Source organism: Pseudomonas sp. MWU16-30317 (assembly GCF_020515695.1).
GTDB lineage: Bacteria > Pseudomonadota > Gammaproteobacteria > Pseudomonadales > Pseudomonadaceae > Aquipseudomonas.
Map to the genome: position 1 here is coordinate 166,288 of NZ_JAIWJA010000002.1, position 21,657 is coordinate 187,944.

Here is a 21,657-nt window from a genome sequence, read left to right on the forward strand (position 1 = left end):
CTACTTAATCCATTGGGTTCCGGCTCAGACCATCACGAACAGCACAGCAACAAAGATGCTGGCGGCCGAGAAGGTCATGGTCCGGGAGGACCAGGTGTTGAACCATTGTTGAAAGCTGGCGAGATCACGCTTGAGCGAGGTGGGCTGACGCGTCCAGGATTGCTTGTCGAGGCGGAAGAAAACGTAGATTTTCATCATGGCGCCGACGATCTGGTTGTAATACAGAATCATTGGGTAAGCCGGCCCGACCTTGTGCCCGGAGCACAGCAGCATGACGGTCAGGATCAAACGGGTGATGCCGATCCACAACAGGTAAACCAACAGGAAGTTGATGCCATACATGAGGCTGGCGATGATTGACGCCGTGAGCCCCAACAGACTGGTCCACATCGAAACACGCTGGTCGAACAAGACCACGGAGGTAAACAGCCCCAGGCGTCCTACGCCCAGGCCCAGCGCTCGGGAGTTCTGCCGCAGGTTGTTGCCGTACCAGCGGTACATCAACTTGCGACTGGCTTTGAGGAAGCTCTTTTCCGGTGGGTGCTCAACGGTGTGAATGTTGGCATCCGGTACGTAGAAGGTGTCGTAGCCCAGGCGCATCAGGCTGAACCAGCTGGACTTGTCGTCGCCGGTCAGGAACTTGAAGCGGCCCAGACGCCAATGGTCGATCGAGTCGCTTTCGACGTCGGCGATGAATTCCGGGTTGGTCACCACCGAGGCGCGGAACACCGACATCCGCCCGGTCATGGTCAGCACTCGCTTGGACAGGGCCATGGAGCACATGTTGATGTGGCGCTGGGCGAAACGCAGCTTGTGCCATTCGCTCATGATGTAGCCGCCGCGTACTTCGCAGAACTCGTTGGTGGTCAGGCCACCGACGTTGCCGTACAGGCGGAACCACGGCACGGTCTTGCGCACTACGCCTTCGGCCAGCACGGTATCGCCGTCGATTACCGCAACCACTGCATCGTCGTCCGGCAGGTGGCGCGAGATGGCGCGGAAACCGTAGGCCAGGCCGTCGCGTTTGCCGGTACCGGCGATGCGCACGAAGTCGAGGGAAACGCGGTCAGGCGGGGCCATTTTCTGCCACAGGCTCTTGACCAGCAGTTCGTCGGACATCTCGACCAGCGAGCAAACCACAGTGGTGGGGTAGCCGCAGTCGATGGCTTCGCGAATCACCGAGCTGTACACCTGGGCGGTGGTCAGGGCGTCGATACGGAAGCTGGTGACCATCAGGAATACGTGGGACGGGTCGGCATCGTCACCCAGCTTGCGCACTTTGCGCCGCAGGTGCGGATAGACCACGTAGAGGAACAGCATGCCGCGCACGAAGTGCGTTGCACCCATCGAGTAGCGCCAGATGCCAATGGCGCCAATCAGGAAAATGAAGTCTTTCGACGCGGGGTCGAAAGTGGTGGCCGGCAGCATGAGCGCCAGGGCCATCAGGAACACCAGGTAGAACATCCAACCGGAAGCCTGGAGTAGGCCGTGCTTGAGCCTTTGCATGATCTGCATCCATGTGGGAATCGGGCCAGTGATAACGGGTCATTGATTGGCCCGAATCGTTCAAGGCATGCGCAGGGCCCGAAGGCCCCGCGCAGGTCCAGCCTTACTTACCAGCAGATGCCTTCGGTACGGGCAGCGGCGTCGGTGGTCTTGGTCATGAAGCCGACCAGGTCGATGACCTGCTTGCCTTCCGGTACGTTGCTGGCCAGGGCACGGAAGCGCTCGTCACGGTTGCCGAGGATGATCACATCGGAATGGGCGATCACCGCGTCGAAGTCCGAGTTGAGCAGGGACGAGACGTGGGGGATCTTCGATTCGATGTAATCCTTGTTGGCGCCGTGGACGCGAGCGTATTCGACGTTGGCGTCGTAGATGCTCAGGTCGAAGCCTTTGCCGATCAGCATTTCGGCCAGTTCCACCAGCGGGCTTTCGCGCAGGTCATCGGTGCCGGCCTTGAAGCTCAGGCCCAGCAGGGCGACTTTGCGCTTGTCCTTGGAATTGACCATGTCGAAGGCGTTCTGCACCTGGGACACGTTGCTGCGCATCAGCGAGTTGAGCAGTGGCGCCTCGACGTCCAGCGAGCTGGCGCGGTAGGTGAGGGCGCGCACGTCCTTGGGCAGGCACGAACCACCGAAAGCGAAGCCTGGGCGCATGTAGTACTGGGACAGGTTGAGCGACTTGTCCTGGCAGACCACGTCCATCACTTCGCGACCATCGACGCCGACCGCCTTGGCGATGTTGCCGATTTCGTTGGCGAAGGTGACCTTGGTGGCGTGCCACACGTTGCAGGTGTACTTGATCATCTCGGCCACTTCGATGTCCTTGCGGATGATCGGAGCGTCGAGTTCTTCGTACAGCGCCTGCAGGACATCGCCTGAAGCCTGGTCGAGTTGACCGATAACGGTCATCGGCGGCTTGTCGTAGTCCTTGATCGCCGTGCTTTCACGCAGGAACTCAGGGTTGACCGCGACGCCGAAGTCGACACCGGCCTTTTTGCCCGAGCAGTCTTCGAGAATCGGGATCACCACATTCTTGACGGTGCCCGGCAGCACGGTGCTGCGCACCACGACGGTGTGGCGGGTCGCTTTGTCACGCAGTACCAGGCCGATTTCGCGGCAGACGGATTCGATGTAGTCGAGTTCCAGGTCGCCGTTCTTCTTGCTAGGGGTTCCCACGCAGATCATGGAAAGGTCAGTAGCGCGGATGGCTTCGGCGAAGTCAGTTGTACCGCGCAGGTTGCCCTTCTTGATCCCTTGTTCCAGAAGTTCTCCCAGACCCGGTTCAACAATTGGCGATTTTCCGTTATTGATCAGATCGATCTTGGCTTTGGAGACATCCACGCCAACAACGTCGTGACCACGTGCAGAAAGGCAACCGGCGCAGACTGCACCGACATAACCCAGACCAAAGATGCTGATACGCATCGCATTCACCTCATTGTTTATCACGCCAGCTCTACTGACAGAGCCAGACTGGGGGTTTGAATAACCAGCAGTTTTCAGGCACTCGAAAGTGCAACAACTTAATGCTGCAAATCACGGCGCAGGCATAATTAAGAACCCGGTGCCCAAGAAGGTGCACCTAAGTTGGGCGCTCAGGACCCGTAGAACACGGGCTCGCCCTAGAATGTAGCCAGCCTTTATTACAATTAATCTCGTTGTTATTCTTGTACGTGTTTTCAGTCCGGTTATATACCTTGTGAATCAAGCACTTGAGACGTCATGTTTGAGCTCTGTAGTGCAGCTCGGGCTTGGCCAGATGCTGAGGATAATTGGGTGCGTTCTCTCCTGAGAATAACCTGCCGACCCGTTTGGGATCGACTGAGTCAACTTCTTCCGGCGCTGCCGCCGGTGCCCTTGCGAGTCGCTGTGTACGTCATCTCTCACACGCTGCAAGAGAATCGTTACGGGTGGTATGAGCGACATATCCCCTATGAAGTTCCTGAGCAGGATGACCGCTGGTGAATTTTTTTTCATCGCCACGATTATTTTGGGTAATGGCATTGAGCCACCAATGGCTGTTTCGTCCTTTAGAATTGGGCGGTTAGAGGGTCGCGATATTTTTGTGCCAGCACTAAAAAATATTTGGTGAAAAGGGTAAAAAAAATGTGAAGTGCGAGTGCTAATACAATTAGCAAGTGCACCAGTAATATTAACTTGGCGTCATGAAACTGTCAGTTGGGGGTTGTGCACGATGATTTTGCAGCAATAGGGCGGCGTGCCCGGGCGGCCACGCCGATGAGCGGTCACGATTATTCGTCGGGATGGTCGCGCAGAAACACCAGATTGTCGGCAGTGGAGTCCTTGGCGTTGAACCGGTAGCCCTGGCTGTCGAATGCCTTGAGGTGTTCAGGATCGTTTATGCGCTCGGTAATGACGAAGCGGCTCATCAAGCCCCGGGCTTTTTTTGCATAGAAGCTGATGATCTTGTATTGGCCATTCTTGAGGTCGCGAAACTCGGTATTGATCACCCGTGCTTGTAGCGCCTTGCGTTTGACCGCGCTGAAGTACTCGTTGGAAGCCAGGTTGAGCAGTACGTCGTCGCCTTGTGCGGCCAGAGCCTGGTTGAGCCACTCGCTGATGCGCTCGCCCCAGAAGGCGTAGAGGTCCTTGCCGCGCGCATTGGCCAGTTTGGTGCCCATCTCCAGGCGATACGGCATCATCAGGTCGAGCGGGCGCAGCAGGCCATAGAGGCCCGAAAGCATGCGCAGGTGTTGCTGGGCGTAGTCCAGCGCCTGCTCGTCGAGGCTGGTGGCATCCAGACCGGTGTAGACGTCGCCCTTGAACGCCAGCAGCGCCTGCTTGGCGTTGTCGAGGGTGAACGCCGGATTCCAGCTGCCGAAACGCGCGGCATTGAGGCCGGCGAGCTTGTCGGAGAGGTGCATCAGCTCGCTGATCTGCGCCGGGCTGAGGTCGCGCAACTGGCCAATCAGTTCCTGAGAGTGGTCCAGATACTGCGGCTGGGTGAAGCGCTGAGTCGTCGGCGGGGTGTCGTAGTCGAGGGTCTTTGCGGGTGATATCACCATCAGCATGTCGGTGTCTCCTTCGGGTCGTGACGGGATTCTAGGGAGATAGACACGCAAACTCTAGCTATAGGTGGGATAGAAGCTTTAGCATCGGGCAATAACGTTGCGGTGAATGCACCGGCTTCTTCGCCGCCGACCGCGCAACCTTGCCCCCTACAATGGATGTGTTTGCACCGTTGGAGCAAAGCTTGCTCGCGAAGACGATATTTAAAGCGCCACTGAACCCGATCCTTATATACCCGGAGAACTGCTTTTGCGTTTCGCCCTGTCGTTGGCTTTTTTACTGATCTGCCTGAACGTCGCCGCCGCGGAACCGCCGGCCGCCGTGCTTGATCGGGCCAATTGGCCCGAGGCACTCACCACCCCGGTGTTGTTCGACGTCGCCTCGCGTGCCGAAGTACTGGGTTTCGCCCGTGAACTGAGCGATACCGAGCTGCTGAGCGAGGAGGCTCTGGCCCAGCGCCTGGACCTGCGACAGATCAACATGGAGGCCATCAACGCCCTGCGCCAGCGCCTGTGGGATCGCCTTTGGGAAAACTACAACAACGCTCAACAAAGTTGCGAGCAGGACGCCTCGTTCTGTTACCTCATCGAGGATGAGACCGCGTTGCGTCGCGAAGCGGCGACGTTCCAGGTGGCCAACGATTCCTTTTATGCGAAGTGGCTGATACCCGGCAAGCAGTTCAACGTCGACTACATCGACGAGCTGCTGCACATGGCAGCGTTGTTTCCGCAGATCAGCAGCGAGGTGACGCGCTTCAACGATCAGGAACGCAATGGCGATGATTTCAAGGACCGGGTGTTCTTGCTCACCTTCGACGGCGGTCCCAGCCTGGCCCCGGGCGGGACCGACTGGATGACCGATTATCTGCGCAAGCAGAAGATGTCGGCGACCTTCTTCGTGCTGGGCAACAGCGTCGAGCTGCGCCGCGATCACCAGCCCGACGAGGATCTGCAGGCCATCTACGCCGATCAATGCGTCGGCGTGCAGGGCTGGCAGTATCGCTCGCACAGCCAGTGGAACGACTGGAAAGACTCGATCCAGCGCAGCGTTGCGCTGGTCCGGGCGCAATTGCCTGGCAGTTTCGTGCCGTTGTTCCGACCTCCGTATGGCCAGCGTCGTGCCGACAGCGGCGCCTTTTTTGCCGCGCAACAGCTGCAGGTGGCGTTGTGGAATATCGACTCGGAAGACGGCCAGTTGACTGCGGCGCAGTCAGCGGATCGGGTGATCACGTTGATGCTGTTGTGGCGCAAGGGGATCATTGCCTTTCACGATGTCCAGGACCGCGCCAAGGTGGCGGTGCCGTTGATTCTGAACCAGACGGTGGAAAGCGGAATTGCCTGGGAAGAGTGCCATCAGTTTGACTGAAAGCCACGTTCCATATGGCGTGCGCGGTTTTTTGCAGAAAAATATTCTGGCGGTGCAGGTGGGGTGGACTTCCGACTGTAGCGGCGCTTTGGGCTGACGCCAAGCGCTATTCGTCCCATCATCAAATAAACTTCAAAAAACTGTCAAAGTGCTTTTTATCGTCATGGGTTTTGCGGTATCAAGACGTCAGACCGCCGAAACCTGCAACACAGGTGGCGTCTTCAACCGGACCATACCTGGTTAGTGGTGCCCTGCCTCAAGGGCATCGTTCGGCGGCTACTTCGCGGCGCAGCACCGTTCAGGTCCTGCGTTGACTGGCTCCCACACAGGTGACCGAGTATGGATGATCAAGGACGCAGCACTTCCTCCACCCAGCCAATCCTTTATGTGCTCGATACCAACGTACTGATTCACGATCCCAACGCGCTGCTCAACTTTGAAGAACACCACGTCGCCATCCCGATGACCGTTCTGGAGGAACTCGACAAGCTTAAAAGCGGCAAGCATTCCGTGGCTGCCGAATGTCGTCAGGCCATTCGCCTGATCGACAAGACCCTCGGTGAAGCTTCCCCTGCGGACGTCGAAAAGGGCGTGCCGATCCAGCGCGGCAAGGGTGACCCCAAGGGGTTCCTGTCGATCCTCATGAACAAGCGTGCCGAACCGGACAGCCTGCTGCCCGAGCACCTTAACGACAACATCATCATCAACCAGTTGATCGACCTGCATGCAGCACAGCCGCAGCTCAGCGTGATCCTGGTCACCAAAGACATCAACATGCGCCTCAAGGCCCGGGCGTGCGGGATCGAGGCCGAAGATTACAGTACCGATCAACTGGTCGACGACGTGTCCTTGCTGTCGCGCGGCTATCACACCCTCACCGGATCGTTCTGGGATCGTGTCGCCAAGGTCGACACCCGCCAGGACCACGGCCGTACCTGGCACCGTGTACAGCTCACCGAAATGCTGCCAGCGGTCCACATGAACGAGTTCATCATTGACGAGCAAGGCTTCGTCGGCTGGGTCAAGGGCGTCAAGCCGGACGAGCTGCTGATCCTCGACATGCACCAGGAACCTTTGCTGCACCAGGAAGCCTGGGGCCTCAAGCCGCGGGATATCTACCAGGGCCTGGCGCTGTTCGCCTTGCTCGATCCGGATATCCATCTGGTCAACCTGTCGGGCGCAGCAGGCTCGGGTAAAACCATCCTGGCGCTGGCGGCGGCGATCGAACAGACCATGGTCACCAAGCGCTATCGGCGCATCATCGCCACGCGCAGCGTGCAGGGCCTGGACCAGGAAATCGGCTTTCTGCCGGGCACCGAAGCGGAAAAAATGGAGCCTTGGCTGGGGGCCATTACCGACAACCTCGAAGCCTTGCACATGGATGACGAGAACACCCATGGCAGCGTCGATTACATCCTCAGCAAAGTGCCGTTGCAGTTCAAGTCGCTCAACTACATCCGTGGCCGCAGCTTCCAGCAAAGCCTGATTCTGATCGACGAGTGCCAGAACCTCACGCCGCACCAGATGAAAACCATCATCACCCGTGCCGGCAGCGGTTCCAAGGTGATCTGCCTGGGCAACCTGGCGCAGATCGACACGCCTTACCTGTCCGCCACCAGCTCGGGCCTTACCTATCTGACGGAGCGCTTCAAGGATTTCCCGCAAGGCGTGCATATCACCCTGCAAGGGGTACCGCGCTCGATTCTGGCCGAATACGCCGAGTCGCATCTGTAACGAGCCTGGCTTGCCTGTGAGGGTGAGTTGGATGGCCTCTTCGCGAGCAAGCTTTGCTCCCACGGGTGTACGCCTGTGGGAGCAAGGCTTGCCCGCGAACGCGGCATTCGATCCGGCGCTATCTTACGATTCGCATCGACTTGGCATCGGGGGTAAAATCCCCCGACTTGCCCAGGAATACTCATTGTGCTCACTCATCTCGACGCCCAAGGCCGTGCCAACATGGTCGATGTCACGGATAAAGCCGTGACCCATCGCGAGGCCGTGGCCCAGGCCTTCATTCGTATGCTGCCGCAGACCCTGCAGATGATCGTCGACGGCGGCCACCCCAAAGGCGACGTCTTTGCGGTCGCGCGTATCGCTGGCATTCAGGCGGCGAAAAAAACTTCCGATCTGATCCCGTTGTGCCATCCGCTGATGCTGTCCAGCGTCAAGGTCGAGCTCAGTGCCGAAGGCAGCGACCGAGTGCGGGTGGTGGCGCGCTGCAAGTTGTCCGGGCAGACCGGCGTCGAGATGGAAGCCCTGACGGCAGCCAGTGTCGCCGCGCTGACGATCTACGACATGTGCAAGGCGGTGGACCGCGGCATGGTCATCGAGCAGGTCCAGTTGCTGGAAAAAGTCGGTGGCAAGAGCGGGCATTTCCAGGCGGATCCGCTGTGAGCATCAAGGTGCTGTATTTCGCCCGTTACCGTGAAGCGCTGGGGCTGGGGGAGGAGGTCGTCGAGGGCGACTTTGCCACGGTCGGTGCGTTGCGCGAGCATTTGCTTGGCCGGGGCGATCGCACGCTGCTGGGCGAGCGCACTCTCATGTGCGCGCGCAATGAAGAGCTGTGCGGGCTAGGGGAGCCGCTGACACCCGGCGATGAAGTGGCGTTTTTCCCTACCGTCACAGGGGGCTGAGATGGTGATCAGGGTGCAGAGTGCCGTGTTCGACCCCGGAGCCGAGCTCAACGCGTTGCACGCCGCCAATACGGGCGTGGGCGCCGTCGTCGGCTTCGTGGGCTATGTGCGCGACTTCAACGATGGTCTGGATGTGCGCGGGATGTTCCTCGAGCACTACCCCGGGATGACTGAAAAGGCCCTGGCGAAGATCGTCGTCGAAGCCGAGCAGCGCTGGCCGCTGCTCAAGGTAGAGGTGTTGCATCGGATCGGGGCACTGGCGCCGGGTGAGCCTATCGTCTTCGTCGGTGTCGCCAGCGCGCACCGGCAGGCGGCGTTCGAGGCGTGCGACTTTGTGATGGACTATCTCAAGACCCGCGCCGCGTTCTGGAAGAAGGAAGACACCGCCGATGGCCCGCGTTGGGTCGAGGGGCGGGACAGCGACAAGGCTGCGGCCAGGCGCTGGGACTGACCGCCCGTGTAGCGAGGGGCTTGCCCCCGACGCTGGATCAGCCCCCCTCGCTACAGGTTGGAATCAAGCGTCTGCGGCTGGCGGTGCCGGGCGCTTGCGCTCCACCGGCACGAGCAACTCGGCCGGCGGCGTTTCGCAGCTGATCTTGTGTCCCAGCAGCGCCTCGATGGACGGTAGCTGGTAGGAGTCGTCTTCTCCGGCAAAGCTGATCGACACGCCGCTGGCGCCCGCCCGACCAGTACGACCGATACGGTGCACGTAGTCATCCGGGACTTCCGGCAGGGTGAAGTTGATCACATGGCTGATGCCGTCGATGTGAATTCCGCGGCCCGCCACGTCGGTGGCCACCAATACGCTGATGCGGCCTTCGCGGAAATTTTCCAAGGTCTTGATGCGTTTGTGTTGCGGCACATCCCCCGACAGCTGCGCGGCATTGACGCCGTCGCGTACCAGTTTCTCTTCGATACGGCGCACTTCGTCCTTGCGGTTGGCGAAGACGATCACCCGTTCCCAGTTGTTCTGGGTCACCAGGTTGTACAGCAGGCGGTACTTGTCGGCCCCGGCCACGGCATAGACATGCTGCTCGACGGTGTCGCTGGCGACGTTCTCGGGCTCGATCTCGACGATGGCAGGGTCAGTGGTCCATTGCTTGGCCAGGTTCATCACGTCTTCGGTGAAGGTGGCCGAGAACAGCAAGGTCTGGCGTTCGGCCTTGGGCGGTGTCTGGCGGATGATCTGGCGGACTTGCGGAATGAAACCCATGTCGAGCATGCGATCGGCTTCGTCCAGCACCATGACCTCGACCATATCCAGGTGCACTTCACCACGCTGGTTGAAATCGAGCAGGCGGCCCGGGGTGGCCACGAGGATGTCGCAGTGGCGCGCTTCGAGCAGCTTGAGCTGCTTGTCGAACTCCATGCCGCCGACGAACGTCATGACGTTGAGGCCGGTGTACTTGGTCAGATCGGCCGCGTCCTTGGCGATCTGGACCACCAGTTCACGGGTGGGGGCGATGATCAGTGCTCGCGGCTCGCCCATGTAGCGTTCCTTGGGCGGGGGCGTCTGCTGCAGCTGAGTGATGATCGAGATCAAAAAGGCGGCGGTCTTGCCGGTGCCGGTCTGGGCGCGGCCGATGGCATCCTTGCCCTTGAGCGTAAAGCCAAGCACCTGCGCCTGAATCGGCGTGCAGTAAGGGAAGCCGAGGTCATGGATGGCATGCATCAGGTCGGCTGACAACGGGAAATCGTGAAAGCGGGTCTTGCCCTCTTGCGGCTCGACGGCGAAATCTTCCAGCTTCCAGGTGCTGGCCGCAGGTTTCGGCTGGCGTCGAGGGCGCTGCGCTTGGCGCGGCGCGTGGTCCGTCAGCAATGGGCTGGCGTGCACCACGTTGCTCTCTATCACGCTGCTCTTGATTACCGACGCGCTGACATCCCGGTGCCCGGCGGTCGGCAGCGCCGTCTCGGGCGCGGCGGCGACGTTCAGCTCGGCCGTGGTTTTGGGCACGTTCTCGGCGGGCTGATCAAGGGCAACGGGGGAGCGGGTGGAAGCAGTCGTTACGGGGGCGAGCGGCTCAGCCTCGCTTTTACCGAACATTTTCTTGAGTGCTTTGAGCACGGTCTTCTCATCGGTTGGTTAAGGAATGTACGCCGGGCAGTGTAATGCAAGAATCGGGCTCGGCGTAGTGGCTGGCGCATTGCGCTACAGCCACCGGGGCCATTGCTGCGATGCGGTACGGCGATTCAGCCTAACCGCGCGGCCAACCAGGCAGCGATGTCCTTGATTTCTTTGGGTAACACTTCATGGCCCATTGGGTATTCGTGCCAGGTAACGGTGACGTTCTGATCTTTTAGCCAGTCATGCGCCGTGCGGCCCATGGAATAGGGCACTACAGTGTCCTGTGTGCCGTGCAGGCAAAGCGCCGGAATGGCCCGTTGGCTTTCGGCCACTCTGCCGCCGGCGGCGAAGGTCGGTGCGTAGGTCGAGAGGGCGATGACGCCGCCGAGTGCCTGCTGTGCTTTCACGAAGGCCGTGTGATAGACCACGGCGCCACCCTGGGAAAAACCGGCAAGGAAAATCCGCTGGGGCTGGATGCCTGCCTGAATCTGATCTTCAATCAAGTCCAGGACGTGCTGCGCAGAGCCTTCCAGCTCGTCCTCATCAATGGCGCGGCTGCCGGGGCTCATGGCCTTGATGTCGTACCAGCTGGGCATTTCATAGCCGCCATTGACGGTCACTGCACGGGTCGGTGCCTGGGGCAGGATGAAACGCGTGGTGGTCAGGCTGGCCATCAGCATCTGAGCGACCGGCTCGAAATCGAACCGATCGGCGCCCAGGCCGTGGAGCCATATGACACAGGCATCGGCGGTGATCAGGTGCTTGGGTTGCAGGATAAGTGGCTCGGTCATGACTGCTCCTTATTGGTGCGCACGGCATTTTTGAGTGCGTTAGAAAAGTGCGTGCGGTATCGATTTGAAATGTTGACGTGTCAATTTGAAAAGAGAATGTCGCAAGGCTACAAGTTTTGCGCTTGACGCGCACTTAAACGCTTCGGCTCTCAACTATGGTATGCCCTTTGCTACACAACCCCTGAATGAAGGCGCGCTCCTCGTTGGTAACACCCGGCGGTAGAAGCCGCAGGGGGACGCATAACCCGTCATGCAGATGTTCTACCTTTGTCTGACGGATGGTTGCGAATGGCCGCTCACACAGAGTACCTGCGCTTCGGTCCGGCAAACGATAGGGAATGGTAAGTTTCAACCCGGCACGTAGTTTACGCGTTTCGGATTTTAATCTTGCTGGTTGCGGCGCTCGACCCAAAAAAAAGCCAGCACCGGTCGATTTCGCCTCATAAAGGTGCGGCGCAACTCAAGCTCAGACACAACAAGAGCACATTGGAGGTTTTGAATGAAGATGTTGAAATCCACCCTGGCCGTACTGACCGCTGCAACCGCCCTCGGCGTTGCCAGCTTCGCTCAGGCAGGGACTACCCTTGATGCAATCCAGAAGAAAGGCTTCATCCAGTGCGGTGTCAGCGATGGCTTGCCTGGTTTCTCGGTAGCGGATTCGACCGGCAAGATCAACGGCATCGACGCCGACGTCTGCCGCGCAGTGGCCGCCGCTGTATTTGGCGACGCCACCAAGGTCAAGTTCAGCCAGCTGAACGCCAAGGAGCGCTTCACCGCTCTGCAATCCGGCGAAATCGACGTGCTGTCGCGTAACACCACCTGGACCAGCTCCCGTGACGCAGGCATGGGCCTGGTGTTCGCGGGCGTGACCTACTACGACGGCGTCGGCTTCCTGGTGAACAAGAAGCTGGGTGTCAAGAGCGCCAAAGAGCTGGACGGCGCGACCATCTGCATTCAGGCCGGTACCACTACCGAACTGAACGTGGCTGACTACTTCCGCGGCAACAAACTCAAATATACCCCGATCACTTTCGACACCTCCGATGAAAGCGCCAAGTCGCTGGAAAGCGGCCGTTGCGACGTGCTGACTTCCGACAAATCGCAGCTTTACGCACAGCGCAGCAAGCTGGGCTCGCCGCAGGACTACGTGGTTCTGCCGGAAACCATCTCCAAGGAGCCCCTGGGCCCTGTGGTTCGTCGTGGCGACGAAGACTGGATGGCGATCGTCAAGTGGACCCTGTTCGCCATGCTGAACGCTGAAGAAGCGGGCGTCACCTCGAAGAACGTCGAGGAAGAAGCCAAGTCGACCAAGAACCCGGACGTGGGTCGTCTGCTGGGTGCTGACGGCGAATACGGCAAAGACTTGAAGCTGCGCAAGGACTGGGTCGTGCAGATCGTCAAGCAGGTCGGCAACTACGGTGAAGTGTTCGAGCGCAACCTCGGCAAGAGCACTCCGCTGGCCATCGACCGCGGTCAGAATGCCTTGTGGAACAACGGCGGTATCCAGTACGCACCTCCAGTGCGCTGATCGGCTGAACGCCCGGTAGCTTGAAGGCTACCGGGCGTTGCTCGTTTCATTTCTCCTGGGGCATTCAATGCAAAATCAAATCGGCGCACCCAAAGGGTTTTCCCTGACCGATCCACGTGTGCGTGCGTGGCTATTCCAGATCATCACGGTGCTCGCGGTGATCTCGCTGGGCTGGTTTCTGTTCGACAACACACAAACCAACCTGCAACACCGAGGCATCACCTCGGGCTTTGGCTTCCTGCAGAACAGTGCCGGTTTCGGTATTGCTCAACATCTTATTGACTACAAAGAATCGGACAGTTACGCACGGGTCTTCCTGATCGGGCTGTTGAACACTTTGCTGGTCACCTTCATCGGCATCATCCTGGCGACCTTGCTGGGTTTCGTGCTCGGTGTGGCGCGGTTGTCCAAGAACTGGATGATCAACAAGCTGGCGACGGTCTACATCGAAATCTTCCGTAATATCCCGCCGCTGTTGCAGATCCTGTTCTGGTATTTCGCGGTGTTCCTGACCCTGCCGGGGCCGCGTGCAGCGCATAGCATCCTGGGGTACTTCTTCGTCAGCAGCCGCGGCCTGAACATGCCGGCGGCGATTCCTGCTGCGGGTGTATGGCCCTTCGTGATCGCCGTGGTCATCGCCATCGTCGCGATCGTGGTGATGTCGAAATGGGCCACCAAGCGCTTCGAAGAAACCGGCGTGCCGTTTCACAAGTTCTGGACCGGTCTGGCCTTGATCATCGTGATCCCCGCGCTGAGCACGCTGATCTTTGGCGTGCCGTTGCACTGGGAGCTCGCCCAGCTGCAAGGTTTCAACTTCGTGGGTGGCTGGGTGATGATCCCCGAGCTGCTGGCGTTGACCTTGGCGCTGACGGTATATACCGCGGCCTTCATCGCCGAAATTGTGCGTTCGGGTATCAAGTCGGTCAGCCATGGCCAGACCGAAGCCGCGCACTCTTTGGGGCTGCGCAATGGTCCGACGCTGCGCAAGGTCATCATTCCGCAGGCGCTGCGGGTGATCATCCCGCCGCTGACCAGCCAGTACCTCAACCTGGCGAAGAACTCGTCGCTGGCCGCCGGTATCGGTTACCCGGAAATGGTCTCGCTGTTCGCCGGTACGGTGCTCAACCAGACCGGTCAGGCGATCGAAGTGATTGCCATCACCATGAGCGTCTACCTGGCCATCAGTATCAGCATTTCCTTGCTGATGAACTGGTACAACAAGCGCATTGCGCTGATCGAACGGTGAGGATGCGCCCATGAGCACTCATAATTTCAAACCTGACATGCCGCCACCGGGCAAGGTCTTCGGGCCGATGGCCTGGATGCGCAACAACCTGTTCGATGGCTGGTTCAATACGCTGCTGACACTGGTCGCGGTGTACCTGATCTACCTGATCATCCCGCCACTGCTCGAGTGGGCGATCTTCAAGGCCAGCTGGGTCGGTACGACCCAGGCCGATTGCAACAAGGAAGGCGCGTGCTGGGTGTTCATCATCCAGCGCTTCGGTCAGTTCATGTACGGCTACTACCCGGCGGAATTCCGCTGGCGCGTCGACCTGACCGTGGTCCTGGCAATCATCGGCGTGGTGCCGCTGTTCATCGCCAAGGTGCCGAAGAAGGGCTACTACGGGCTGGGCTTCATCATCCTGTACCCGATCATCGCGTACTTTCTGTTGCACGGCGGCGCTTTCGGCCTCGAGAACGTCGCGACCAGCCAATGGGGCGGCCTGATGCTGACCCTGGTGATCGCCGTGGTCGGTATCGCCGGCGCCTTGCCGCTGGGCATTCTGCTGGCGCTGGGCCGTCGTTCGAACATGCCGGCGGTGAAGGTGGTCTGCGTGACCTTCATCGAGTTCTGGCGTGGCGTACCGTTGATCACCGTGCTGTTCATGTCTTCGGTGATGCTGCCGCTGTTCCTGCCTGAAGGCATGAACTTCGACAAACTGCTGCGGGCACTGATCGGTGTGATCCTGTTCCAGTCGGCCTACGTTGCCGAAGTGGTCCGTGGTGGCATGCAGGCCATTCCCAAGGGGCAGTACGAAGCCGCGGCCGCCATGGCGCTGGGCTACTGGCGCACGATGGGCCTGGTGATCCTGCCGCAAGCCCTGAAGATGGTGATCCCGGGGTTGGTCAACACCCTGATCGCGCTGTTCAAGGATACGAGCCTGGTGATCATCATCGGCCTGTTCGACCTGCTCAACAGCGTCAAGCAAGCGTCCGCCGACCCTAAATGGTTGGGCATGGCGACCGAGGGCTATGTATTCGCCGCCCTGGTCTTCTGGATTTTCTGTTTCGGTATGTCCCGCTACTCCCAGTATCTGGAGCGCAAGCTGGACACTGGCCACAAGCGTTAGGAGTTATCCCATGAGCGAAGCGATCAAACAGCCAGCGGGCGCCCCGGGCATCATCCAGATGCAAGGCGTCAACAAGTGGTACGGCCAGTTCCACGTACTGAAAGACATCAACCTCAATGTGCAACAGGGTGAGCGGATCGTGCTGTGTGGGCCTTCGGGCTCGGGCAAGTCGACCACCATCCGTTGCCTCAATCGTCTGGAAGAACACCAGAAGGGCACCATCATCGTCGACGGCGTCGAGCTCACCAACGATCTCAAGCAGATCGAGTCGGTGCGTCGTGAAGTCGGCATGGTGTTCCAGCACTTCAACCTGTTCCCGCACCTGACCATTCTGCAGAACTGCACCTTGGCGCCGATGTGGGTGCGCAAGATGCCCAAGCGCCAGGCTGAAGAAATCGCCATGCACTACCTGCAGCGCGTACGGATTCCGGAGCAGGCCCACAAGTTTCCGGGGCAGCTGTCCGGCGGCCAGCAGCAGCGTGTGGCGATTGCCCGAGCACTGTGCATGAAGCCCAAGATCATGCTGTTCGACGAGCCGACTTCGGCACTCGATCCGGAGATGGTCAAAGAGGTACTGGATACCATGATCGGCCTGGCCGAAGACGGCATGACCATGCTCTGCGTGACCCACGAAATGGGCTTCGCGCGCACCGTGGCCAACCGGGTGATCTTTATGGACAAGGGCGAAATCGTCGAACAGGCAGCGCCTAACGACTTCTTCGATAACCCGCAGAGCGACCGTACGCGGATGTTCCTCAGCCAGATCCTGCATTGATTGGTTGAAGCGCATCGTCATGATAAGCCCGGGCTCAGGTCCGGGTTTTTTTCGGCCCGTTAAAACAGCTCGGGTTGACCGGGCAGGGTGCAACTGCCACAGTTGATTGCTAGCCATTCTTGCGAGCCCCCCATGTCGATCCAACCCCAGCAGGCCGCCTCGGTCCCCGAGCCTGTGTCGATAACGACCACTGAAGGCCCTTTGCCTGCCACTGCATCTACTATTGCTTCTGAACCTGTCACGACTCCTGGGTCTGCTCCCGTGGAAGCGAGCTCTGCCTGCGAAACCCTCCCTGCAAACCCGATAATTTCCCGCCGCTGGCTGCTCTTGCTCGGCCTGGTGCTGGTCGCGCTCAACCTGCGTCCGGCGCTGTCGAGCATGGCGCCGCTGCTGGGCGAAGTGTCTGCCGCCTTGGGGCTGTCTGGCACCCAGGCGGGTTTGCTGACCACTCTACCCGTGCTGTGCCTGGGCCTGTTCGCGCCGCTGGCACCGTTGCTGGCCCGGCGCCTGGGCAGTGAGCGGGTAGTGCTGCTGATCTTGCTGGTACTGGCGGCGGGCATCGGTTTGCGCAGCCACTTTGGCGTGGCCGGGCTATTCGCCGGCAGCCTGGTGGCCGGGGCCAGTATTGGGATCATCGGCGTGTTGCTGCCGGGCATCGTCAAACGCGACTTCGCCCGGCAGGCCGGGATGATGACCGGCGTCTACACAATGGCCCTGTGCCTGGGGGCGGCGTTGGCGGCAGGCAGCAGCGTACCGATCAGCAAGGTGCTTGGCGGGCATTGGCAGTTGGGGCTGGGTTTCTGGCTGCTGCCGGCGCTGTTGGCGGCGGTGGTGTGGTGGCCGCAGACGCGTACTCTGCATGCCTCGCACCAGGTCGCCTATCGGGTGAGCGGGCTGTTAAAGGATCCGCTGGCCTGGCAGGTGACGCTATTCATGGGCCTGCAATCCTCGCTGGCCTATATCGTCTTTGGCTGGCTGCCGTCGATTCTGGTGGGCCGTGGCCTGTCGGCTGAGGACGCCGGGCTGGTGATGTCCGGGTCGATCATCGTGCAATTGGCCAGTGCGCTGACGGCGCCGTGGTTCGGCACCCGCGGGCGGGATCAGCGGCTGGCGATCGTGGTGGTGATGGCGCTGTCCATGGCCGGCCTGTTCGGTTGCCTGTATGCGCCGCTAGGCGGTTTGTGGGGCTGGGCGGTGGTGCTGGGATTGGGGCAAGGCGGGGTGTTCGCTCTGGCGCTGACCTTGATCGTGCTGCGCTCCCGTGATGCCCATGTGGCGGCCAATCTGTCGAGCATGGCGCAAGGCGTTGGCTACACCATCGCGTCCTTGGGGCCGTTCGCGGTGGGCCTGGTGCATGACGTGACCGGCGGCTGGAGCTCGGTCGGGTGGGTATTCGCGTTTATCGGTATCGCGGCGACGATCGCTGGCATGGGCGCCGGGCGGGCTTTGCAGGTGAATGTAAGCAGCGAGCGGGTGTGATTCTACGGTTGATTGGGTGTTGAAGTTGCTGGCCTCTTCGCGAGCAAGCTTTGCTCCTACAGGTGCAGGACTCAGGATCTGCTCGCACTGTGCAAGCAAGGTTGCGTGTTCGGCCGCGAAGAGCCCGGTGATATCGACACAAATAATATGGCAATCCCTGCGCCGCACCTGCTAAAACTCCCCGCACAACAACTGCTGGACGACCCCTGATGAGCGAAGCCCTGATCCGCGAATTCTATACGGCGTTCAGCCGCCTCGATGCCGAGGCCATGTGCGCCTGCTACAGCAAGGATGTGCTGTTCAGCGATCCGGCTTTCGGTACCTTGCGCGGCGACGATGCCAGGGACATGTGGCGCCTGTTGGCGTCCCGCGCCCAGCAGTTTTCCTTGAGCTTCGATCAGGTCCGCGGCGATGAGCGCGCGGGCGCGGCCCATTGGGTGGCGACGTACCTGTTCAGCCAGACCGGCCGCACGGTGGTCAACGATATCCAGGCGCGCTTCGTGTTTCGCGACGGCAAGATCAGCGAGCATCACGATCAGTTCGACTTCTGGCGCTGGTCGCGTCAGGCGCTGGGAACCCCGGGGCTGTTGCTGGGTTGGACGCCGATGTTGCACCGCAAGGTCAACCAGCAGGCGCTTAAGGGGCTGCGCAGCTTCCAGGCCGGGCGCGCGGGCACTGCGCTCTGATATCCTTCGCGGTATGACTGATCCGATCTGCGCGGCGTTGGCTGCGCCCTCTCCCAAACCCTGGGCCGTGTATCTGGTACGCGCGGCCAACGGTGCCCTGTATTGCGGCATCAGTGACGACCCGCAACGCCGCTTCGCCAAGCATCAAAGTGGCAAGGGCGCACGGTTCTTCGCCTCCAGCCCGGCGGTGGCGCTGGTGTACGTCGAAGTGTGGCCCGACAAGGGCGAGGCGTTGCGCCAGGAGCGGCTGATCAAGCGCCTGCGCAAGAGTGCCAAGGAGGCGCTGGTGGCGGCCTACAGTATTGATCCCGATGGCCCCTTCGCGGGCAAGCCCAGCTCCCACAGGGGGACGACCCCAGAGCCGGCTCCACTGTGGGAGCAAATCTTGCCCGCGAAGAGGCCGGAACAGCCGGTAAATACGCCAGACTGAGCTCGTATCCAATCCCATGGGTAGGCCGATGCTCCGCACGCGGGTAAGCTGAGGAAACAACTTCCAACAGCGGACCGCTGCCCATGTCAGAGCTCATCCTCCACCATTACCCCGCTTCGCCTTTCGCCGAAAAGGCCCGCCTGATGCTCGGCTTCAAGGGCTTGTCCTGGCGTTCGGTGGTGATCCCGCCGATGCTGCCCAAGCCCGATCTGATGCCGTTGACCGGTGGCTATCGCAAGACGCCGGTGCTGCAGGTCGGCGCCGACATCTACTGCGACACGGCGCTCATCGCCCGCCGCCTGGAGCAGGAAAAGGCCCAGCCCGCGCTGTTCCCGGTAGGTCAGGAAATGATCACCGCGACTTTCTCGGCCTGGCTCGATTCGTTCGCGTTCGCCAACTGTGTGGCCCTGATATTCCAGCCGGAGTCGGCGGCACTGCGGTTTGCGCGCTTCTCGCCTGAAGCCCGGCAGGCGTTTATCGAGGACCGCATGAAGCTGTTTTCCGGCGGCACGGCGGTGCGCGTCGCCGTGGAACAGGCCAAGCAGCAGTGGCCGGTGATCATGGCGCGCTTGGAGCAGCAGTTACAGCGCGAGGCGGGCGATTACCTGTTCGGCGAGCCGAGCATCGCCGACTTCTCCATGGCGCACCTATGCTGGTTCCTCAAGGGCACCCCGGTCACCGCACCGCTGGTCGACGCCTATCCGGCCGTGAGCGCCTGGTTCGCGCGAGTTCAGGGCTTCGGCCATGGCGCATCGAGCGAGCTGAGCGCCGAGCAGGCCCTGGATATCGCGCGGGACGCATCACCAGCGCCGTTGCCTGCCGAGCCGTTCGATGACCCTAACGGCTTGCAGGCTGGCGATCTGGTGACGATCGCGGCGGTTGATTACGGTGTCGATGGGGTGGAAGGGGAACTGGTGTATGCGGGCGGTGAGGAATTTATCCTCAAGCGCCAGCATGATCGCGTTGGCACTGTGCATGTGCACTTTCCGCGGCTGGGCTTTCGCGTCGAGAAGCGCTGAAATGTGCGTCGCTTGAACCGGCCTCTTCGCGGGCAAGCCTTGCTCCCACAGGTGTAGGGCTCAGGAGCGGTTAACACTGTGGGAGCAAAGCTTGCTCGCGAAGACGGCAGTCAGACCGCCGCTTATGTCAGTCTTAGCGGCGCTTTAGCTGATCGGTCAGCTGAGTCGGCAGGCCTTTAATGATCAAGGTGCCGGCCTCTTCGTCATATTCGATCTTGGAGCCCAGCAAGTGGGCTTCGAAACTGATCGACAAGCCCTCTGCGCGGCCGGTGAAGCGCCGGAATTGATTGAGCGTACGCTTGTCCGCCGGGATCTCCGGTGACAGCCCGTAGTCCTTGTTGCGGATGTGATCGTAGAAGGCCCGCGGACGCTCCTCGTCGATCAGCCCGGAAAGCTCTTCCAGGGCCATCGGTTCGCCCATTTTCGATTGGCTGCTGGCGTAATCCACCAGGGCTTGGGTTTTCTCTCGGGCGTCTTCCTCGGGCAGGTCCTCGCTCTCGACGAAATCGCTGAAGGCCTTGAGCAGGGTGCGGGTTTCGCCCGGCCCGTCGACGCCTTCCTGGCAGCCGATGAAGTCGCGGAAGTACTCCGACACCTTTTTGCCGTTCTTGCCTTTGATGAACGAGATGTACTGCTTGGACTGCTTGTTGTTCTGCCATTCGGACAGATTGACCCGTGCCGCCAGGTGCAGCTGCCCCAGGTCCAGGTGCCGCGAAGGGGTGACGTCGAGCGCGTCGTTCACGGCAACGCCCTCACTGTGGTGCAGCAGGGCGATGGCCAGGTAGTCGGTCATGCCTTGCTGGTAGTGGGCAAAGACCACGTGGCCGCCGGTGGAGAGGTTGGATTCCTCCATCAGTTTTTGCAGGTGCTCGACGGCGGTGCGGGTGAACCCGGTGAAGTCCTTGTCGCTGTCGAGGTATTCCTTGAGCCAGCCGCTGAATGGATGCGCGCCGGATTCGGCGTGGAAAAATCCCCAGGCCTTGCCCTGCTTGGCGTTATAGCTTTCGTTAAGATCGGCGAGCATGTGCTCGATGGCTTGCGAGGCCTGCAGCTCGGTGTCGCGGGCATGGAGCACAGCGGGGCTGCCGTCGGGTTTCTTGTCGATCAGGTGGACGATGCAATGACGGATCGGCATAGGCTTCTCGGCTGATGAAAAGGGTGCCAGCGTAGCGGGGCGGGCGCTCGCTGCAAAGTCGCCAAGTGTAGCGCAATGGGGAGTGAGACGGTCCATGACCGCCCGGCAATAGGGCCCGGAGCGACACTTTTGGATGTTTTTTGGCCAAATGATCAATAAACCTGACTATTTGCGCCATCAGTGGCGGATATTTATCCGTTGCTGTGCTAGTTTTGCCCGGTCTTGCGCCCTGTTCGGTATCGAACATCGACTGAGCGGCGCGCATCACTCGCAGCTAACTGCTGTCAGGTCGAACCAAACGCCGATTTGCGTATCTACAGTTGCGATTGGCGTGGCATCAATACCCTTGCCAGGCCCCTGCCGGGTCTGGTCCGACGACCGACATTGCACACTGCAATCCAAATGAATTTGATAGGGAAGGAACACCACCATGGCATTAACCAAAGACCAACTGATCGCCGACATTGCTGAAGCCATCGACGCGCCTAAAACCACCGCGCGCAATGCTCTCGAGCAACTGGGCCAAATCGTTGCTGATCAGTTGGAAAATGGCAGCGAGATCACTCTGCCTGGTATCGGCAAACTGAAAATCACCGAGCGTCCAGCTCGCACTGGCCGCAACCCTTCGACTGGCGCTGCCATCGAAATCGCTGCCAAGAAGGTCGTCAAGTTCGTGCCAGCCAAAGTGCTGACCGACTCTGTTAACAAGTAATTGTAAACAGGCTTTCAGAGACCGCGCCGTGGGGTGACCCCGGCGCGGTTTTTTATTGTCTGGTGAAAAGATCAAAAGCTTCGCGGGCAAGCCTTGCTCCTACAGGCGCACGACTCTGGATCGGCAAAACCCTGTGGGAGCCACCCTTGC

At 60.3% G+C, this 21,657-nt stretch carries 19 protein-coding genes and 1 pseudogene; 14 read left to right on the forward strand and 6 right to left on the reverse strand.

Going from position 1 to position 21,657, the window contains the following annotated elements; genetic code table 11:
• Window positions 1-24: 24 nt before the first annotated feature.
• The 3 genes from alg8 to yaaA all read right to left on the reverse strand — a co-directional run bounded on the left by alg8 (window position 25) and on the right by yaaA (window position 4,537).
• On the reverse strand, window positions 25-1,509 hold the full coding sequence (gene alg8, locus LIX93_RS05515; RefSeq protein ID WP_226503673.1) for a mannuronan synthase: 1,485 nt from the start codon (window positions 1,507-1,509) through the stop codon (window positions 25-27).
• 104 nt (window positions 1,510-1,613) lie between these two features.
• Window positions 1,614-2,930, reverse strand: coding sequence for a nucleotide sugar dehydrogenase (locus tag LIX93_RS05520; RefSeq protein ID WP_226503009.1), 1,317 nt, complete (start codon window positions 2,928-2,930; stop codon window positions 1,614-1,616).
• Window positions 2,931-3,757: 827 nt separating this feature from the next.
• Window positions 3,758-4,537, reverse strand: coding sequence for a peroxide stress protein YaaA (yaaA, locus tag LIX93_RS05525; protein WP_226503010.1), 780 nt, complete (start codon window positions 4,535-4,537; stop codon window positions 3,758-3,760).
• 247 nt (window positions 4,538-4,784) lie between these two features.
• On the opposite strand from yaaA, the gene LIX93_RS05530 reads away from it, so the two are divergent.
• From LIX93_RS05530 to moaE, 5 genes are all read left to right on the forward strand, one after another.
• Window positions 4,785-5,900 carry a polysaccharide deacetylase family protein gene (locus LIX93_RS05530; protein WP_226503011.1) on the forward strand — a complete coding sequence of 372 codons (1,116 nt, stop codon included), beginning with the start codon at window positions 4,785-4,787 and terminating at the stop codon, window positions 5,898-5,900.
• Between the two features lie 339 nt (window positions 5,901-6,239).
• Window positions 6,240-7,634, forward strand: a complete 1,395-nt coding sequence (locus LIX93_RS05535; protein ID WP_226503012.1) for a PhoH family protein — start codon at window positions 6,240-6,242, stop codon at window positions 7,632-7,634.
• A gap of 186 nt (window positions 7,635-7,820) precedes the next feature.
• Complete coding sequence (moaC, locus tag LIX93_RS05540) at window positions 7,821-8,294, forward strand: cyclic pyranopterin monophosphate synthase MoaC (RefSeq protein WP_226503013.1); 474 nt, start codon at window positions 7,821-7,823, stop codon at window positions 8,292-8,294.
• Window positions 8,291-8,533 carry a MoaD/ThiS family protein gene (locus LIX93_RS05545; RefSeq protein WP_226503014.1) on the forward strand — a complete coding sequence of 81 codons (243 nt, stop codon included), beginning with the start codon at window positions 8,291-8,293 and terminating at the stop codon, window positions 8,531-8,533. Before moaC ends, LIX93_RS05545 begins: the two co-directional genes overlap by 4 nt.
• Window position 8,534: 1 nt before the next feature.
• Window positions 8,535-8,984 carry a molybdopterin synthase catalytic subunit MoaE gene (gene moaE / locus LIX93_RS05550; RefSeq protein WP_226503015.1) on the forward strand — a complete coding sequence of 150 codons (450 nt, stop codon included), beginning with the start codon at window positions 8,535-8,537 and terminating at the stop codon, window positions 8,982-8,984.
• Window positions 8,985-9,047: 63 nt separating this feature from the next.
• Here moaE and rhlB read toward each other — a convergent pair whose 3' ends face one another.
• Window positions 9,048-10,577 (reverse strand): ATP-dependent RNA helicase RhlB, encoded by a 1,530-nt coding sequence (gene rhlB / locus LIX93_RS05555; RefSeq protein WP_260524684.1) that lies wholly within the window; start codon window positions 10,575-10,577, stop codon window positions 9,048-9,050.
• Between the two features lie 146 nt (window positions 10,578-10,723).
• The gene (locus LIX93_RS05560; protein WP_226503017.1) at window positions 10,724-11,389 is read right to left on the reverse strand and encodes an alpha/beta fold hydrolase; all 666 of its coding nucleotides are present in this window, start codon (window positions 11,387-11,389) and stop codon (window positions 10,724-10,726) included.
• A gap of 499 nt (window positions 11,390-11,888) precedes the next feature.
• Here LIX93_RS05560 and LIX93_RS05565 point away from each other — a divergent pair, with 499 nt between their 5' ends.
• From LIX93_RS05565 to LIX93_RS05600, 8 genes and pseudogenes are all read left to right on the forward strand, one after another.
• Complete coding sequence (locus tag LIX93_RS05565; protein ID WP_226503018.1) at window positions 11,889-12,917, forward strand: amino acid ABC transporter substrate-binding protein; 1,029 nt, start codon at window positions 11,889-11,891, stop codon at window positions 12,915-12,917.
• 67 nt (window positions 12,918-12,984) lie between these two features.
• Complete coding sequence (locus tag LIX93_RS05570; RefSeq protein ID WP_226503019.1) at window positions 12,985-14,163, forward strand: amino acid ABC transporter permease; 1,179 nt, start codon at window positions 12,985-12,987, stop codon at window positions 14,161-14,163.
• A 10-nt stretch (window positions 14,164-14,173) separates the two neighbouring features.
• Window positions 14,174-15,271, forward strand: a complete 1,098-nt coding sequence (locus tag LIX93_RS05575; protein ID WP_226503020.1) for an amino acid ABC transporter permease — start codon at window positions 14,174-14,176, stop codon at window positions 15,269-15,271.
• Between the two features lie 10 nt (window positions 15,272-15,281).
• Entirely contained in the window at window positions 15,282-16,046 is a 765-nt protein-coding gene (locus LIX93_RS05580; protein ID WP_226503021.1) for an amino acid ABC transporter ATP-binding protein, read from the forward strand.
• A gap of 132 nt (window positions 16,047-16,178) precedes the next feature.
• On the forward strand, window positions 16,179-17,525 hold the full coding sequence (locus tag LIX93_RS05585) for a CynX/NimT family MFS transporter (protein ID WP_226503022.1): 1,347 nt from the start codon (window positions 16,179-16,181) through the stop codon (window positions 17,523-17,525).
• Between the two features lie 209 nt (window positions 17,526-17,734).
• On the forward strand, window positions 17,735-18,211 hold the full coding sequence (locus LIX93_RS05590) for a nuclear transport factor 2 family protein (RefSeq protein ID WP_226503023.1): 477 nt from the start codon (window positions 17,735-17,737) through the stop codon (window positions 18,209-18,211).
• A gap of 13 nt (window positions 18,212-18,224) precedes the next feature.
• A pseudogene (locus tag LIX93_RS05595) lies at window positions 18,225-18,509 on the forward strand (GIY-YIG nuclease family protein); the annotation flags it as partial.
• 215 nt (window positions 18,510-18,724) lie between these two features.
• Window positions 18,725-19,660 (forward strand): glutathione S-transferase family protein, encoded by a 936-nt coding sequence (locus LIX93_RS05600; protein WP_226503024.1) that lies wholly within the window; start codon window positions 18,725-18,727, stop codon window positions 19,658-19,660.
• A 133-nt stretch (window positions 19,661-19,793) separates the two neighbouring features.
• Here the strand turns inward: LIX93_RS05600 and yejK are convergent, their stop codons facing one another.
• Complete coding sequence (yejK, locus tag LIX93_RS05605; protein ID WP_226503025.1) at window positions 19,794-20,795, reverse strand: nucleoid-associated protein YejK; 1,002 nt, start codon at window positions 20,793-20,795, stop codon at window positions 19,794-19,796.
• Window positions 20,796-21,225: 430 nt separating this feature from the next.
• On the opposite strand from yejK, the gene LIX93_RS05610 reads away from it, so the two are divergent.
• On the forward strand, window positions 21,226-21,507 hold the full coding sequence (locus LIX93_RS05610; RefSeq protein ID WP_226503026.1) for an HU family DNA-binding protein: 282 nt from the start codon (window positions 21,226-21,228) through the stop codon (window positions 21,505-21,507).
• Window positions 21,508-21,657: the final 150 nt, after the last annotated feature.

What these genes read in the sequence shown, in the direction of transcription:
- LIX93_RS05575 (WP_226503020.1), top strand. Translation starts at nt 14,174, where the DNA reads ATGAGCACTCATAATTTCAAACCTGACATGCCGCCACCGGGCAAGGTC.
- LIX93_RS05590 (WP_226503023.1), top strand. Translation starts at nt 17,735, where the DNA reads ATGAGCGAAGCCCTGATCCGCGAATTCTATACGGCGTTCAGCCGCCTC.
- LIX93_RS05570 (WP_226503019.1), top strand. Translation starts at nt 12,985, where the DNA reads ATGCAAAATCAAATCGGCGCACCCAAAGGGTTTTCCCTGACCGATCCA.
- LIX93_RS05565 (WP_226503018.1), top strand. Translation starts at nt 11,889, where the DNA reads ATGAAGATGTTGAAATCCACCCTGGCCGTACTGACCGCTGCAACCGCC.
- rhlB (WP_260524684.1), bottom strand. Translation starts at nt 10,577, where the DNA reads ATGTTCGGTAAAAGCGAGGCTGAGCCGCTCGCCCCCGTAACGACTGCT.
- yejK (WP_226503025.1), bottom strand. Translation starts at nt 20,795, where the DNA reads ATGCCGATCCGTCATTGCATCGTCCACCTGATCGACAAGAAACCCGAC.
- LIX93_RS05520 (WP_226503009.1), bottom strand. Translation starts at nt 2,930, where the DNA reads ATGCGTATCAGCATCTTTGGTCTGGGTTATGTCGGTGCAGTCTGCGCC.
- LIX93_RS05560 (WP_226503017.1), bottom strand. Translation starts at nt 11,389, where the DNA reads ATGACCGAGCCACTTATCCTGCAACCCAAGCACCTGATCACCGCCGAT.
- LIX93_RS05585 (WP_226503022.1), top strand. Translation starts at nt 16,179, where the DNA reads ATGTCGATCCAACCCCAGCAGGCCGCCTCGGTCCCCGAGCCTGTGTCG.
- LIX93_RS05535 (WP_226503012.1), top strand. Translation starts at nt 6,240, where the DNA reads ATGGATGATCAAGGACGCAGCACTTCCTCCACCCAGCCAATCCTTTAT.
- yaaA (WP_226503010.1), bottom strand. Translation starts at nt 4,537, where the DNA reads ATGCTGATGGTGATATCACCCGCAAAGACCCTCGACTACGACACCCCG.
- LIX93_RS05580 (WP_226503021.1), top strand. Translation starts at nt 15,282, where the DNA reads ATGAGCGAAGCGATCAAACAGCCAGCGGGCGCCCCGGGCATCATCCAG.
- moaE (WP_226503015.1), top strand. Translation starts at nt 8,535, where the DNA reads ATGGTGATCAGGGTGCAGAGTGCCGTGTTCGACCCCGGAGCCGAGCTC.
- LIX93_RS05610 (WP_226503026.1), top strand. Translation starts at nt 21,226, where the DNA reads ATGGCATTAACCAAAGACCAACTGATCGCCGACATTGCTGAAGCCATC.
- LIX93_RS05600 (WP_226503024.1), top strand. Translation starts at nt 18,725, where the DNA reads ATGTCAGAGCTCATCCTCCACCATTACCCCGCTTCGCCTTTCGCCGAA.